This window comes from Mesorhizobium sp. M0768 (assembly GCF_040320195.1).
GTDB lineage: Bacteria > Pseudomonadota > Alphaproteobacteria > Rhizobiales > Rhizobiaceae > Mesorhizobium.
The window spans coordinates 91,970-106,505 of record NZ_JAMYPD010000023.1; the positions used below are offsets into that span (position 1 = coordinate 91,970).

Genomic DNA, 14,536 nt, shown 5'->3' on the forward strand with positions numbered 1-14,536 from the left:
TTCCTGCCAGCCCGTGCGGGCCTTGAATTAAGTTACTGATGCAACTCGTTTCGAGTTACGCGTATTTCTTCTGGACTTCCTGGGCGACCGCGGTCGGGACCGGCTCGTAGTGGTCGAACTGCATCGTGTAGGCCGCGCGGCCCTGGCTCATCGAGCGAAGGTTGTCCACGTATTTGAACATGTTGGCGAGCGGCACCATCGCGTTGATGACCACAGCCACGCCACGGGCTTCCTGGCCCTGGATCTGGCCGCGACGGCCGTTCAGGTCGCCGATAACGCTGCCGACGTAATCTTCCGGCGTCACCACTTCGACCTTCATGATTGGCTCGAGCAACTGCACGCCAAGCTTGGGGGCTGCTTCACGGAAGCAGGCGCGGCCGGCGATTTCGAAGGCCAGAACCGACGAGTCCACGTCGTGGTAGGCGCCATCGATCAGCGTCGCCTTGACGCCGATCATCGGGAAGCCGGCGAACGGGCCCGAGGTCATGACGCTGTTGATGCCCTTTTCGACACCGGGGATGTATTCCTTCGGCACAGCGCCGCCGACGATCTTGGTTTCGAACTCGAATTCGCTGCTTTCCGGATTCGGCTCGAACAGGATCTTGACGCGGGCGAACTGGCCGGTACCGCCGGTCTGCTTCTTGTGCGTGTAGTCCTGCTCGTGCTTGCGGGTGATCGTCTCGCGGTAGGCCACCTGCGGCGCGCCGACATTGGCCTCGACCTTGAACTCGCGGCGCATGCGGTCGACGATGATGTCGAGGTGAAGCTCGCCCATGCCGGAAATGATCGTCTGGCCCGATTCCTCGTCAGTCTTGACGCGGAAGGACGGATCCTCGGCGGCCAGGCGGTGAAGGGCGAGACCCATCTTTTCCTGGTCGTTCTTGGTCTTCGGCTCGATGGCGATCTGGATGACCGGATCGGGGAATTCCATGCGCTCGAGGATGACCGGATGCAGCGGATCACTGAGCGTGTCGCCGGTGGTGGTGTCCTTGAGGCCAGCGAGGGCGACGATGTCGCCGGCAAACGCCTCTTCGACGTCGGCGCGCGAATTCGCATGCATCTGCAGCATGCGGCCGATGCGCTCTTTCTTGCCCTTCACGGTGTTGTCGACCGAGATGCCCTTGGTGAGCTTGCCCGAATAGATGCGGGCAAAGGTGAGCGAACCGACGAACGGGTCGTTCATGATCTTGAAGGCAAGCATCGACAGCGGCTCGTTGTCGTCGGCATGACGCTCGATCTCGGCGTCGGTCTTGGCGTCGACGCCCTTGATGGCCGGGACATCGGCCGGCGACGGCAGATATTCGACGACGGCGTCGAGCAGCGGCTGCACGCCCTTGTTCTTGAAGGCCGAGCCGCAGAACATCGGATAGAACTTCACCGCGATCGTGCCCTTGCGGATGAGCGCACGGATCTCGTCGTTGCTCGGCATCTTGCCTTCGAGGTAATTCTCGAGCGCCGTCTCGTCCATTTCGACGGCGGCCTCGATCATCTTCTCGCGGTATTCTTCGGCACGAGCCTTGAGGTCGGCAGGGATCTCGACGATGTCCCAGGCAGCGCCCAGCGTCTCGTCGCGCCAGACCAGCGCGTTCATCTCGACGAGGTCGACGACACCCTTGAACTCGGTCTCGGCGCCGATCGGCAGCTGCATGACGACGGCATGCGCACCGAGGCGCGATCCGATCATCTCGACCGAGCGGTAGAAGTCGGCGCCGATCTTGTCCATCTTGTTGCAGAAGATCATGCGCGGCACGCGATACTTGTCGGCCTGGCGCCAGACGGTCTCCGTCTGCGGCTCGACACCGGCATTGGCATCGAGCAGCGCAATGGCGCCGTCGAGCACGCGCAGCGAACGCTCGACTTCAATGGTGAAGTCGACGTGGCCAGGGGTGTCGATGATGTTGAAGCGGTGCATCTTGCCGTCGCGACCCTTCCAGAAGGTCGTGGTCGCGGCCGACGTGATGGTGATGCCGCGCTCCTGCTCCTGCTCCATCCAATCCATGGTGGCAGCGCCGTCGTGGACTTCGCCGATCTTGTGCGACTTGCCCGTGTAATAGAGGACGCGCTCGGTGGTCGTCGTCTTGCCGGCGTCGATGTGCGCCATGATACCGAAATTGCGGTAGTCTTCGATTTTATATTCGCGGGCCATGGGAGGTGCCTCTTCAGTCTCGTTCGCGCTTTACCAGCGGTAGTGCGCGAAAGCGCGGTTGGCTTCTGCCATCTTGTGGGTGTCTTCACGCTTCTTGACGGCGGTGCCGCGGTTGTTGGCCGCGTCCATCAGCTCGCCGGAGAGGCGGTCGACCATAGTGGTCTCGTTGCGGTTGCGGGCGGCGGCGATCAACCAGCGGATGGCCAATGCCTGACGGCGCTCGGGGCGCACGTCGACTGGAACCTGGTAGGTGGCGCCGCCGACGCGGCGCGAACGCACTTCCACATGCGGCGCGACATTGTCGAGCGCCTGATGGAAGACGGTGACCGGCTCCTGCTTGGTCTTGGACTGAACCTGGTCGAGCGCGCCGTAGACGATGGTCTCGGCAACCGACTTCTTGCCGTCATACATGACGGCGTTCATGAACTTGGTGACGATCAGATCGCCGAACTTGGGGTCCGGATTGATCTCACGCTTTTCTGCACTGTGACGACGGGACATTTTTTCTCTGCCTCAATTCTACGCGGTGGCCTGGATCCCGGATCGTCGCTTGACGCCGCCCGGAACGACCTCGGCTACGCTTCGGTCACTTCGGACGCTTGGCGCCGTATTTCGAACGGCGCTGCTTGCGGTTCTTCACGCCTTGCGTGTCGAGCACGCCGCGGATGATGTGGTAACGGACGCCCGGAAGATCCTTGACGCGACCGCCGCGGATCATCACCACCGAGTGCTCCTGAAGGTTGTGGCCTTCGCCGGGGATGTAACCGATCACTTCAAAACCATTGGTCAGGCGGATCTTGGCCACCTTGCGCAGCGCCGAGTTCGGCTTCTTCGGCGTCGTGGTGTAGACGCGCGTGCAGACGCCCCGCTTCTGCGGGTTCTGCTGCATGGCCGGGACCTTGTTGCGCTTCACCGGCGCAATGCGCGGCTTGCGGATCAGCTGGTTGACGGTAGGCATTAAACCCTCTTGTCTCTCAATTCCGTATCTCGCCCGGTCAGGGCCGCTCAAAGCGTCACTTCCATACGCAAATTCGGGCCACAAACCGCGCCTCGCGGTCTTGCCCGAACAAATGGCAGAGGAAGCGGAAGCCGCTTCGTGCACGCCGGAAATGTCTTTTCGCTCGTAAAACGAACCCTGTTTGAGGCAAACTCCAAAGCGTGTCGCTTCGGAAGCAAGAGCCTCACATCGGTTCTGACTGGGCGGCTTCTACTCGTATGGCCACTGTCCGTCAACCCCGGGGCGGCAAATATTGCGCTGAACCCGAGGCTTGGCAGCCATGCGAAAAGCGCATGTAATTTTCTTGCGCCGTTTTTCAAGAGGAAGGCAGAAAGTGACCGGCTTGCCGCTGTTTCCAGGCCGTGCTTCGTGCGAAAAGGCGGCATGAACAGCCCAAAACCCCTCGCCCGGAGGTACGAACCCGTGAATGACAATGAGGAGCGCCCGGTCACCATTATTACCGGGCGGGTGTGGAAGCGCAAAGGCGGCAAGCCGGAAGGCGTGCATGTGATGTTGGTCGCGCCGGACGACGATTCGGCGGTGCGCCGCGCTCTCGAATCGCTTGCCGCCGAAGGTTATGCCGAGGCAGAGCTCGATCAGATCGGCGACATGGACGGCGTGCCGGACGAGGAGCCGCATCTGTCCGCCTATCAGGGCGCGCTCGAAGGCGAAGTGTCGATCGTGACGTTCGATGTGCCGATCTGAAGAGATCTGAATCGCGGTCGATCTCACGGGCCGGCGACAAAGCCCGGCGACTTGCCCGGCACAAGTTCTCTGCTAAGAAGCGACCTCTGGCAAAACCAAGCACACTCAACCTGCGGAGCTCCCATGTCCTCTAATCCCATCAAGCTCGGCATCGTCGGCGTGGGGAAGATCGTCCGTGACCAGCATCTGCCGGCGCTGGCGAAGGACCAAGATTATCGCCTGGTTGCTGCAGCCAGCCGCCATGGCAAAGTCGAGGACATCCCGAACTTCCCGACGATCGAGGCGATGCTCGACGCAACGCCGGAGCTCGAGGCGGTGTCGCTGTGCATGCCGCCGCAGTTTCGTTACGACGCCGCGCGCTTGGCGCTGGCGGCGAAAAAGCATGTTTTCCTGGAAAAGCCGCCCGGCGCCACGGTCAGCGAGGTCGAAGACCTGAAGGCGCTGGCGACAGCGAACGGCGTCTGCCTGTTCGCCAGCTGGCATTCACGCTATGCGCCGGCTGTCGAAGCTGCGCGCGCATTCCTTGGATCGACAACGATCAGGTCGGCCGCCATCAATTGGAAAGAAGACGTGCGCCGCTGGCATCCGAATCAGGAATGGATCTGGGCTCCCGGCGGCTTTGGCGTGTTCGATCCCGGCATCAACGCCCTGTCGATCGCTACCCACATCCTGCCGCCGATGTTCATCAGCTCGGCAGAACTCGATTTCCCCGAAAACCGCGCGGCCCCCATCGCCGCCCATATCGCCTTCCGCACGTCGAACGGTCTGCCGGTGACGATGGAACTCGATTGGCGTCAGACCGGCCCGCAAAGCTGGGACATCCTGGCCGATACCGAGGCAGGATCGATGGTGCTTTCTGGCGGCGGCTCAAAGCTTGCCATCGATGGCCGCGTCGTTCACGAGGAGCCGGAAGCCGAATATCCGATGCTCTACAAGCGCTTCGCCGAGATCGTGCGCGCCGGCACCTCCGACGTCGATCTCGCGCCCCTGCAGCACGTCGCCGACGCCTTCATGCTCGGCAAGCGCAATGTGGTGGAGGCGTTTTTCGATTGATCAGTGGGCGCCGCCGGATCGCAGGTCCGGCCGGCGCACCGCACAAATTCAATTAACGATCGCTATTGCAAAGCCGTCATAGCCCTTGGCGCCAACAGTCTGGATCGCGGTGCCTTCCAGACGTTTGTCGCTGCCGATGAACGAGAACGCCGCGCGTGCCCCTTCGACATTGGCATCGCGACCATCTTCATTCACCACCGCGCCGTCACGGATGACATTGTCGCAGACGATGACGGTCCCCGGCCTCGAAAGACGCATGGCCCAGGACAGATAGTGCGGGTTGTTCGGCTTGTCGGCGTCGATGAAGATGAAGTCGAACGGCCCGGCATTCTCGGCGCCTAAGGCCGCAAGCGATTGAAGCGCCGGTCCGACCCGCAGTTCCACACGGTCAGACACCCCTGCCCGTTCAAAGTTCGACCGCGCGACACTGGCGTGGTGCGGATCAAGCTCGAGCGTCACGACCTTGCCGTCCATCGGCAATGCTCGCGCCATCCAGATTGTCGAATAACCGCCCAACGTGCCGATTTCGAGTACCTTCCTCGCTCCCTGCATTCGCGCAAGAAGTGAGAGCAGCTTGCCTTGTGCCGGGGAAACGTCGATAGGCGGCAGGCCCTGATCATGGTTGGCCGCCAGAACGGCATCGAGAGCGGGATCCGCCTCGAAAAGAGCTTCGACAACGTAGTCATCGACAGAAGCCCAAATCTTCCTGCTCATCGTTCTCCTCCGATCCGATTGGGGAACCACAACGCGAAAAGGGGCCACTTGGGCCCCTTTTCTATCTTCTCTTTCTTGCGCGCTTACTGCGCCGCGTTAACCATGTCGGTCAGCATCGGCTCGGCGACCTCGACGCCGGACGCCTTGCGGCGCTCGTCGATGATCAACTCGTCGCGCGAGGTGGCGATGCGCCGGATCTGGCTCATCGTACCGCCGGTACCGGCCGGGATCAGCCGGCCGACGATGACGTTTTCCTTCAGCCCCTGCAGCATGTCGGTCTTGCCCGCAACCGCAGCTTCGGTCAGCACCCTCGTCGTCTCCTGGAAGGAAGCGGCGGAGATGAAGGATGGCGTCTGCAGCGAGGCCTTGGTGATGCCGAGCAGCACCGGCTGGCCTTCGGCCGGCTTCTTGCCTTCCTCGACCAGGCGCTCATTGACCTCTTCCAGCTCGATCACGTCGACGTGGTCGCCCGGAATGTAGGTCGAATCGCCCTGCGTGGTGATCTCAACCTTCTGCAGCATCTGGCGAACGATCACCTCGATGTGCTTGTCGTTGATCGACACGCCCTGCAGTCGGTAGACCTCCTGGATTTCGTTGACGAGGTAGGAGGCAAGCGCCTCCACACCCTTGATCGCCAGGATGTCGTGCGGCGCCGGATTACCGTCGAGGATGTAGTCGCCCTTCTCGATGACGTCGCCGTCCTGGAGATGGAACGGCTTGCCCTTCGGGATCAGGTATTCGACCGGCTCAAGCGTCGAGTCATGCGGCTCGATGATGATGCGGCGCTTGTTCTTGTAGTCGCGACCGAAGCGGATCGTGCCATCGATCTCGGCGATGATGGCGTGATCCTTCGGACGGCGTGCCTCGAACAGTTCGGCAACACGCGGCAGACCGCCGGTGATGTCCTTGGTCTTGGCGCTTTCCATCGGGATACGCGCCAGCACGTCGCCGGGGCGAACCTGTGCGCCCGGCTCGACCGAAAGAATGGCCTCGACCGAGAGCAGGAAGCGGGCGTCGCCGCCCTTCGACAGCTTGCCGACCTTGCCCTTGGCATCCTGGACGACGATCGCCGGCTTGAGGTCATTGCCGCGTGGCGTCGAACGCCAGTCGATGACCTCGCGCTTGGTGATGCCGGTCGATTCGTCGGCGGTTTCCTGAACGGAAATGCCATCGACCAGATCCTCGAATGCCACCCTGCCCTCGATTTCGGTGAGGATCGGGCGGGTATAAGGATCCCACTCGGCGATACGCTGGCCACGTTTCACCTTGTCGCCATCGTCGACGAAGATGCGCGAACCGTAGGTGACGCGGTGCGTGGCGCGTTCCTTGCCGGCTTCGTCGAGGATCAGCACCGCCATGTTGCGGCCCATGACCATCAGCTGGCCGTCGGAGTTGCGCACCACGTTGCGGTTGCGGATCTCGACCTTGCCCTCGTACGAGGCTTCAAGGAACGAGGAATCCACCACCTGCGCCGTGCCGCCCATGTGGAAGGTACGCATGGTGAGCTGGGTGCCCGGCTCGCCGATCGACTGCGCCGCGATGACGCCGACAGCCTCGCCCTGGTTGACGGGCGTGCCGCGGGCCAGATCGCGGCCGTAGCAGACCGCGCAGACGCCGACCCTGACCTCGCAGGTCAGCGCCGAACGGATGCGAACCGACTGCACGCCGGCCTTTTCGATCAGTTCCACGTCACGCTCGTCCATCAGCGTTCCGGCCTTGACCAGAACCTCGCCGGTGACCGGGTGGGTGATGTCGTCGAGCGAGGTGCGGCCGAGAACGCGCTGGCCAACCGAAGCGACGACCTGACCGGCATCGACGATCGGCTGCATGGTGAGGCCCTTGTCGGTGCCGCAGTCGAGCGAGTTGACGATGCAGTCCTGCGCCACGTCGACGAGACGACGCGTCAGGTAACCCGAGTTCGCCGTCTTCAAGGCGGTGTCGGCCAGACCCTTGCGGGCGCCATGGGTCGAGTTGAAGTACTCGAGCACGGTGAGGCCTTCCTTGAAGTTCGAGATGATCGGCGTCTCGATGATTTCACCGCTAGGCTTGGCCATCAGGCCGCGCATGCCGGCGAGCTGGCGCATCTGGGTGGGCGAGCCGCGCGCACCGGAGTGCGACATCATGTAGATCGAGTTCATCGGCTTCTGACGGCCGTTGTCCTCGAACTCGACCGCCTTGATGCGGGCCATCATTTCGTCGGCGACCTTTTCCGAGCACTTGGCCCAGGCGTCCACGACCTTGTTGTACTTCTCGCCCTGGGTGATCAGGCCGTCATTGTACTGCTGCTCGTATTCCTTGGCCAAAGCCTCGGTGTCGGACACCAGCTTGATCTTGGCGTCCGGGATCAGCATGTCGTCCTTGCCGAACGAAATGCCGGCGCGGCAGGCATGGCTAAAGCCGAGGGCCATGATGCGATCGCAGAAAATGACCGTCTCCTTCTGACCGCAATGGCGATAGACGGTGTCGATCATCTTGGAGATGTTCTTCTTGGTCATCTCCTGGTTGGCGGTCTCGTAGGGCACGTTGTGGTTCTTCGGCAGCAGCTCGCCGATGATCATGCGGCCAGGCGTGGTGTCGTAGATCTTCGACACGACCTTGCCGTCGGCGTCGACCGTGCGGAAGCGCCCCTTGATCTTGGCATGCAGCGTCACCGCCTTGGTCTCGAGCGCGTGCTGGAGTTCGCCCATGTCGGCAAACACCATGCCCTCGCCCGGCTCGTTCTGATTGACGATCGAAAGGTAGTAGAGACCGAGAACCATGTCCTGCGACGGCACGATGATCGGCGCGCCCGAAGCCGGGTGCAGGATGTTGTTGGTCGACATCATCAGCACGCGGGCTTCAAGCTGCGCTTCCAGCGACAGCGGCACGTGGACCGCCATCTGGTCGCCGTCGAAATCGGCGTTGAAGGCCGTGCAGACCAGCGGGTGAAGCTGGATCGCCTTGCCTTCGATCAGGATCGGCTCGAACGCCTGGATACCGAGGCGGTGCAGCGTCGGTGCGCGGTTCAGCAGCACCGGATGCTCGCGGATGACCTCGTCGAGGATATCCCAGACCTCCGGACGCTCCTTTTCGACCAGCTTCTTCGCCTGCTTGACGGTCGAGGAGTAGCCCTTGGCGTCGAGACGGGCGTAGATGAAGGGCTTGAACAGTTCGAGCGCCATCTTCTTCGGCAGGCCGCACTGGTGCAGCTTGAGCTCCGGACCGGTGACGATGACGGAGCGGCCGGAATAGTCGACGCGCTTGCCGAGCAGGTTCTGGCGGAACCGGCCCTGCTTGCCCTTCAGCATGTCGGACAGCGACTTCAGCGGACGCTTGTTGGCGCCGGTGATGACGCGGCCGCGGCGGCCGTTGTCGAACAGCGCATCGACGGCTTCCTGCAGCATGCGCTTTTCATTGCGCACGATGATGCCGGGCGCGCGCAGCTCGATCAGCCGCTTCAAGCGGTTGTTGCGGTTGATGACGCGGCGATAGAGGTCGTTCAGATCCGACGTGGCGAAACGGCCGCCGTCCAGCGGGACAAGCGGGCGCAGGTCCGGCGGGATCACCGGAACCACCTTCATGATCATCCATTCCGGACGGTTGCCGGATTCCATGAAGTTCTCGACGACCTTGAGCCGCTTCAGGTACTTCTTCTGCTTGAGCTCGGCGGTGGTCGAAGCCAGCTCAGAACGCAGATCGCCGGCGATCTTCTCGAGGTCCATGCCGGCCAGAAGGTCGTGAATCGCCTCGGCGCCGATCATGGCGGTGAACGAATCCTCGCCATACTCGTCGACGGCCATCATGTACTCTTCCTCGCTGAGCAGCTGGTGCTCCTTCAGCGCGGTGAGGCCTGGTTCGGTAACGATGTAGTTCTCGAAGTAGAGGACCCGCTCGATGTCTTTCAGCGTCATGTCGAGCAGCGTGCCGATGCGCGACGGCAGCGACTTCAGGAACCAGATGTGGGCGACCGGTGCCGCCAGCTCGATATGGCCCATGCGCTCGCGGCGGACGCGCGACAGCGTGACTTCGACGCCGCACTTCTCGCAGATGACGCCCTTGTATTTCATGCGCTTGTACTTGCCGCACAGGCACTCATAGTCCTTGATCGGGCCAAAAATGCGCGCGCAGAACAGGCCGTCACGCTCCGGCTTGAAGGTGCGGTAGTTGATGGTCTCCGGCTTCTTGATCTCGCCGAACGACCAGGACAGAATCTTCTCAGGGCTGGCAAGCGAGATCCGGATGGAATCGAACACCTGCGCAGGCGCCTGGGGATTGAAGAGATTCATGACCTCTTGGTTCATGCCGTTCTCCTTTTCGGGGTCCTCGAAAACCCCTTGCATCTAGCGCGGGCCAAACGCCCGCCGACTTGATCGGCCATCGGCCGAGAATTTGGTGCGTCCGGTCGCGGGAAGACCGCGGCCGGACGTCTTGCTTACTCGGCCGCGTCGGGCAGCCGGATCGGGTTGTCGTCGAGCTTGGTGTTCTCCAACTCGACATTGAGGCCGAGAGACCGCATTTCCTTGACGAGAACGTTGAAGCTCTCGGGAATGCCGGCCTCGAAGGTGTCGTCGCCTCTGACGATCGCCTCGTAGACCTTGGTGCGGCCGGCGACGTCGTCCGACTTCACCGTCAGCATCTCCTGCAGCGTGTAGGCGGCGCCGTACGCTTCGAGCGCCCAGACCTCCATCTCGCCGAAGCGCTGGCCACCGAACTGCGCCTTGCCGCCCAGCGGCTGCTGGGTAACGAGCGAGTACGGACCGATCGAACGCGCGTGGATCTTGTCGTCCACAAGGTGGTGAAGCTTGAGCATATATATGTAGCCCATCGTCACTTTGCGATCGAACGGCTCGCCGGTGCGCCCGTCATAGAGCTGCGACTGACCGCTGGTGTGCAGGCCCGCCTGCTCCAGCATTATGTTGATGTCGGCCTCGTGCGCGCCGTCGAACACCGGTGTCGCGATGGACACGCCGCGGCGCATCTGCTCGCTGAGGCGAACGATGCTCTCGTCGTCATATTCGCGGACCGGCTCGTTGCGGTCGTTGGAAGGCATGAAGCTCTCGAGCGTCTTGCGCAGCGGCTTGATGTCGCCCGCCGTCTTGTACGCGTCGATTAGATCGCCGATTTTCCTGCCCATTCCGGCGCAAGCCCAGCCCAGATGCGTTTCTAGGATCTGGCCGACATTCATGCGGCTCGGCACACCCAGCGGGTTAAGCACGATATCGGCATGCGTGCCGTCCTCGAGGAAAGGCATGTCCTCGACCGGAACGATCCGCGACACGACACCCTTGTTGCCGTGCCGGCCGGCCATCTTGTCGCCGGGCTGCATCTTGCGCTTCACGGCCACGAAGACCTTGACCATCTTCATGACGCCCGGAGGCATTTCGTCGCCGCGCTGCACCTTCTCGACCTTGTCCATGAAGCGCTGCTCGAGCGCCTTCTTGGAATCGTCGTACTGGCCGCGCAGGGCTTCCAGTTCGCTCTGGAGCTTTTCGTTCTCCACGGCAAACTGCCACCACTGCGAACGCGGATACTCGTCGAGCGTGTCCTTCGACAGCTTCGAGCCCTTCTTGAAGCCCTTCGGCCCGGCAATCGCTTCCTTGCCGACGAGAACGTCGGAAAGACGCGAATAGACGTTGCGGTCGAGGATCGCCTGCTCGTCGTCGCGGTCCTTGGCGAGGCGTTCGATCTCCTCGCGCTCGATCGCCATGGCGCGCTCGTCCTTCTCGACGCCGTGGCGGTTGAAGACACGCACTTCGACGACGGTGCCGAAGGTTCCCGGAGGCATGCGCATCGAGGTGTCGCGCACGTCCGAGGCCTTTTCACCGAAGATGGCGCGCAGCAGCTTTTCTTCCGGCGTCATCGGGCTTTCGCCCTTCGGCGTGATCTTGCCGACCAGGATGTCGCCCGGCTGCACTTCCGCACCGATGTAGACGATGCCGGCCTCATCGAGGTTCTTCAGCGCTTCTTCCGAGACGTTGGGAATGTCGCGCGTGATCTCCTCCGGCCCCAGCTTGGTGTCGCGGGCCATGACTTCGAACTCCTCGATGTGGATCGAGGTGAAGACGTCGTCGGCGACGATGCGCTCGGACAGGAGGATGGAATCCTCGTAGTTGTAGCCGTTCCACGGCATGAACGCGACCAGCACGTTACGGCCGAGGGCCAGATCGCCGAGCTCGGTCGAAGGGCCGTCGGCGATGATGTCGCCCTTGTTGACCCGGTCGCCCATGCGCACCAGCGGACGCTGGTTGATGCAGGTGTTCTGGTTCGAACGCTGGAACTTCATCAGCCGGTAGATGTCGACGCCGGACTTGCCGGGATCGAGATCTTCCGTGGCGCGGATGACGATACGCGTCGCGTCCACCTGGTCGACGATGCCGCCGCGGCGGGCGCCGATGGCGGCGCCCGAGTCACGGGCGACGATCGGCTCCATGCCGGTGCCGACGAACGGCGCTTCGGCGCGCACCAGCGGCACGGCCTGACGCTGCATGTTCGAGCCCATCAGCGCACGGTTGGCGTCATCGTTCTCGAGGAACGGGATCAGGGCCGCGGCCACCGACACCATCTGCTTCGGCGACACGTCCATCAGATCGACGTTTTCGCGCGGCGCCATCATCACTTCGCCGGCGTTGCGGCAAATGACGAATTCGTCGACGAAATGACCATTCTTGTCGAGCTCGGCATTGGCCTGCGCGACGTGGTGCTTGGCCTCTTCCATAGCCGAGAGGTAAACGACCTCATTGGTCAGCTTGCCGTTGACGATCTTGCGGTACGGGCTCTCGATGAAGCCGTATTTGTTGACTCGCGCGAAGGTCGCAAGCGAGTTGATCAGGCCAATGTTCGGGCCTTCCGGCGTCTCGATCGGGCAGATGCGGCCGTAATGCGTCGGGTGCACGTCGCGCACTTCGAAACCGGCACGCTCGCGGGTCAGACCGCCCGGTCCAAGCGCCGAAAGACGGCGCTTGTGGGTGATCTCCGAAAGCGGGTTGGTCTGATCCATGAACTGCGACAGCTGCGAGGAACCGAAGAACTCGCGCACGGCGGCAGCCGCCGGCTTGGCGTTGATCAGGTCCTGCGGCATCACCGTGTCGATCTCGATCGAGGACATGCGTTCCTTGATCGCGCGCTCCATGCGCAGCAGGCCGACGCGGTACTGGTTCTCCATCAGCTCGCCGACCGAACGCACGCGGCGGTTGCCGAGATTGTCGATGTCGTCAATCTCGCCCTTGCCGTCGCGCAGTTCGACGAGCGTCTTGACCACGGCCAGGATGTCGTCCTTGCGCAGCACGCGCACGGTATCCTCGGCCTTGAGCTCGAGGCGCATGTTCATCTTGACGCGGCCGACGGCCGACAGATCGTAGCGCTCGCTGTCGAAGAACAGCGAGTTGAACATGGCCTCAGCGGTTTCCAGCGTCGGCGGCTCGCCGGGGCGCATGACGCGGTAGATGTCGAACAGCGCGTCCTGGCGGCTCTCGTTCTTGTCGACGTTGAGCGTGTTGCGGATGTAGGCGCCGACGTTGACGTGGTCGATGTCGAGGACCTTGATCTCATCGTCACCGGTGCCAAGCAGCACTTTCAGCGTCTTTTCGTCGATCTCGTCACCGGCTTCGAGGAAGATCTCGCCGGTCCCGTAGTTGACAATATCCTCGGCAAGGTAGTTGCCGAGCAGATCCTCGTCGGTCGCCTTGATCGCCTTGAGACCCTTTTCGCCAAGCGCCCTGGCCTGGCGGGCGGTGATCTTCTTGCCGGCCTCGACGACGACTTCGCCGGTGTCGGCGTCGACCAGGTCACCAACGGCCTTGAGGCCGCGGAAACGGTCGACGTTGAACGGGATGCGCCAATGGTCGCCGGCGCGCTTGTAGGTGATCTTGTTGTAGAAGGTCGACAGGATCTCTTCGCCGTCCATGCCGAGCGCCATCAGCAGCGACGTCACCGGAATCTTGCGGCGGCGATCGATGCGGGCATGCACGACGTCCTTGCTATCGAACTCGATGTCGAGCCACGAACCGCGATAGGGAATGACGCGCGCGGCAAACAGGAGCTTGCCGGACGAGTGCGACTTGCCCTTGTCATGGTCGAAGAAGACGCCTGGCGAACGGTGCATCTGCGAGACGATGACGCGCTCGGTGCCGTTGACGATGAAGGTGCCGTTCAAGGTCATGAGCGGCATGTCGCCCATGTAGACGTCCTGCTCCTTGATGTCCTTGATCGACTTGGCGCCGGTATCCTCGTCGATATCGAACACGATGAGGCGCAGCGTCACCTTGAGCGGCGCCGCATAGGTCAGGTCGCGCTGACGGCATTCGTCAACGTCGAATTTCGGTCCCTCGAACTCATACTTCACAAATTCCAGCATCGAGGAGCCGGAAAAATCGGAAATCGGGAAGACCGACTTGAAAACTGCCTGCAGTCCCTCGTCAGGACGCCCACCCTTGGGCTCCTCCACCATCAGGAACTGGTCATAGGATGCCTTCTGAACCTCGATCAGGTTCGGCATCTCCGCAACTTCCGGGATCTTTCCGAAAAACTTGCGTACGCGTCTGCGGCCATTGAAAGTCTGGGTCTGGGCCATCGTCGCTCCTTAGCTCAATTCTCGGGACGAGCCTCGCCGCGGCTCGCCTTGCATCTCGGGCCACCTTGGCGGCCCTGTCTTGTTGCCCACCGCCTGTCGGCGGCTTCTTGCTCTTTTCACCCGGCGCCAATTGGCGGCGGGCCAGAAACGGGAGAAAACCCGTTTCCTGAAGGCCGGTTTGCGGCCCTCAGGAAAGAGGTTTTCGCACTCTTCGCGTTACGCAGCCTCCCTTCGACGCGAAAGGAGTGGCGGGCGGCGCGCCCCCCGCCCCCCGGGCACAAACCGTAAATAAAGTTGACCATTGCGCCCGCGGCGTGCACCCGGGCCGTGGAAATTTGAGCCGGGGCCGTGGAAAAAGCGTGCGTGAACAGTG

General features: G+C 62.4%; 8 protein-coding genes. 2 read left to right on the top strand and 6 right to left on the bottom strand.

Annotation, left to right across the window (positions count from 1 at the left end; translation table 11 throughout):
• Nucleotides 1-55: 55 nt before the first annotated feature.
• The 3 genes from fusA to rpsL all read right to left on the bottom strand — a co-directional run bounded on the left by fusA (nucleotide 56) and on the right by rpsL (nucleotide 3,104).
• The gene (gene fusA / locus NKI08_RS25085) at nucleotides 56-2,146 is read right to left on the bottom strand and encodes an elongation factor G (protein ID WP_023680448.1); all 2,091 of its coding nucleotides are present in this window, start codon (nucleotides 2,144-2,146) and stop codon (nucleotides 56-58) included.
• Between the two features lie 30 nt (nucleotides 2,147-2,176).
• On the bottom strand, nucleotides 2,177-2,647 hold the full coding sequence (gene rpsG, locus NKI08_RS25090; RefSeq protein ID WP_008875664.1) for a 30S ribosomal protein S7: 471 nt from the start codon (nucleotides 2,645-2,647) through the stop codon (nucleotides 2,177-2,179).
• A gap of 85 nt (nucleotides 2,648-2,732) precedes the next feature.
• Nucleotides 2,733-3,104, bottom strand: a complete 372-nt coding sequence (rpsL, locus tag NKI08_RS25095; RefSeq protein ID WP_006333356.1) for a 30S ribosomal protein S12 — start codon at nucleotides 3,102-3,104, stop codon at nucleotides 2,733-2,735.
• Between the two features lie 462 nt (nucleotides 3,105-3,566).
• On the opposite strand from rpsL, the gene NKI08_RS25100 reads away from it, so the two are divergent.
• Both NKI08_RS25100 and NKI08_RS25105 read left to right on the top strand, forming a co-directional pair.
• The gene (locus NKI08_RS25100; protein WP_023680447.1) at nucleotides 3,567-3,848 is read left to right on the top strand and encodes a transcriptional regulator; all 282 of its coding nucleotides are present in this window, start codon (nucleotides 3,567-3,569) and stop codon (nucleotides 3,846-3,848) included.
• A gap of 123 nt (nucleotides 3,849-3,971) precedes the next feature.
• Complete coding sequence (locus NKI08_RS25105; protein WP_352682668.1) at nucleotides 3,972-4,901, top strand: Gfo/Idh/MocA family protein; 930 nt, start codon at nucleotides 3,972-3,974, stop codon at nucleotides 4,899-4,901.
• 48 nt (nucleotides 4,902-4,949) lie between these two features.
• Here the strand turns inward: NKI08_RS25105 and NKI08_RS25110 are convergent, their stop codons facing one another.
• The 3 genes from NKI08_RS25110 to rpoB all read right to left on the bottom strand — a co-directional run bounded on the left by NKI08_RS25110 (nucleotide 4,950) and on the right by rpoB (nucleotide 14,163).
• On the bottom strand, nucleotides 4,950-5,615 hold the full coding sequence (locus NKI08_RS25110) for an O-methyltransferase (RefSeq protein ID WP_352766668.1): 666 nt from the start codon (nucleotides 5,613-5,615) through the stop codon (nucleotides 4,950-4,952).
• An 83-nt stretch (nucleotides 5,616-5,698) separates the two neighbouring features.
• The gene (gene rpoC / locus NKI08_RS25115; protein ID WP_352772945.1) at nucleotides 5,699-9,895 is read right to left on the bottom strand and encodes a DNA-directed RNA polymerase subunit beta'; all 4,197 of its coding nucleotides are present in this window, start codon (nucleotides 9,893-9,895) and stop codon (nucleotides 5,699-5,701) included.
• A gap of 131 nt (nucleotides 9,896-10,026) precedes the next feature.
• Nucleotides 10,027-14,163: a DNA-directed RNA polymerase subunit beta gene (gene rpoB, locus NKI08_RS25120; RefSeq protein WP_352772948.1), complete on the bottom strand. Its 4,137-nt coding sequence runs from the start codon at nucleotides 14,161-14,163 to the stop codon at nucleotides 10,027-10,029.
• Nucleotides 14,164-14,536 lie beyond the last annotated feature (373 nt).

Bases quoted from the DNA above. Each gene is read 5' to 3' on its own strand.
- fusA (WP_023680448.1), bottom strand. From the start codon at position 2,146: ATGGCCCGCGAATATAAAATCGAAGACTACCGCAATTTCGGTATCATG.
- rpsG (WP_008875664.1), bottom strand. From the start codon at position 2,647: ATGTCCCGTCGTCACAGTGCAGAAAAGCGTGAGATCAATCCGGACCCC.
- rpsL (WP_006333356.1), bottom strand. From the start codon at position 3,104: ATGCCTACCGTCAACCAGCTGATCCGCAAGCCGCGCATTGCGCCGGTG.
- NKI08_RS25105 (WP_352682668.1), top strand. From the start codon at position 3,972: ATGTCCTCTAATCCCATCAAGCTCGGCATCGTCGGCGTGGGGAAGATC.
- NKI08_RS25110 (WP_352766668.1), bottom strand. From the start codon at position 5,615: ATGAGCAGGAAGATTTGGGCTTCTGTCGATGACTACGTTGTCGAAGCT.
- rpoC (WP_352772945.1), bottom strand. From the start codon at position 9,895: ATGAACCAAGAGGTCATGAATCTCTTCAATCCCCAGGCGCCTGCGCAG.
- rpoB (WP_352772948.1), bottom strand. From the start codon at position 14,163: ATGGCCCAGACCCAGACTTTCAATGGCCGCAGACGCGTACGCAAGTTT.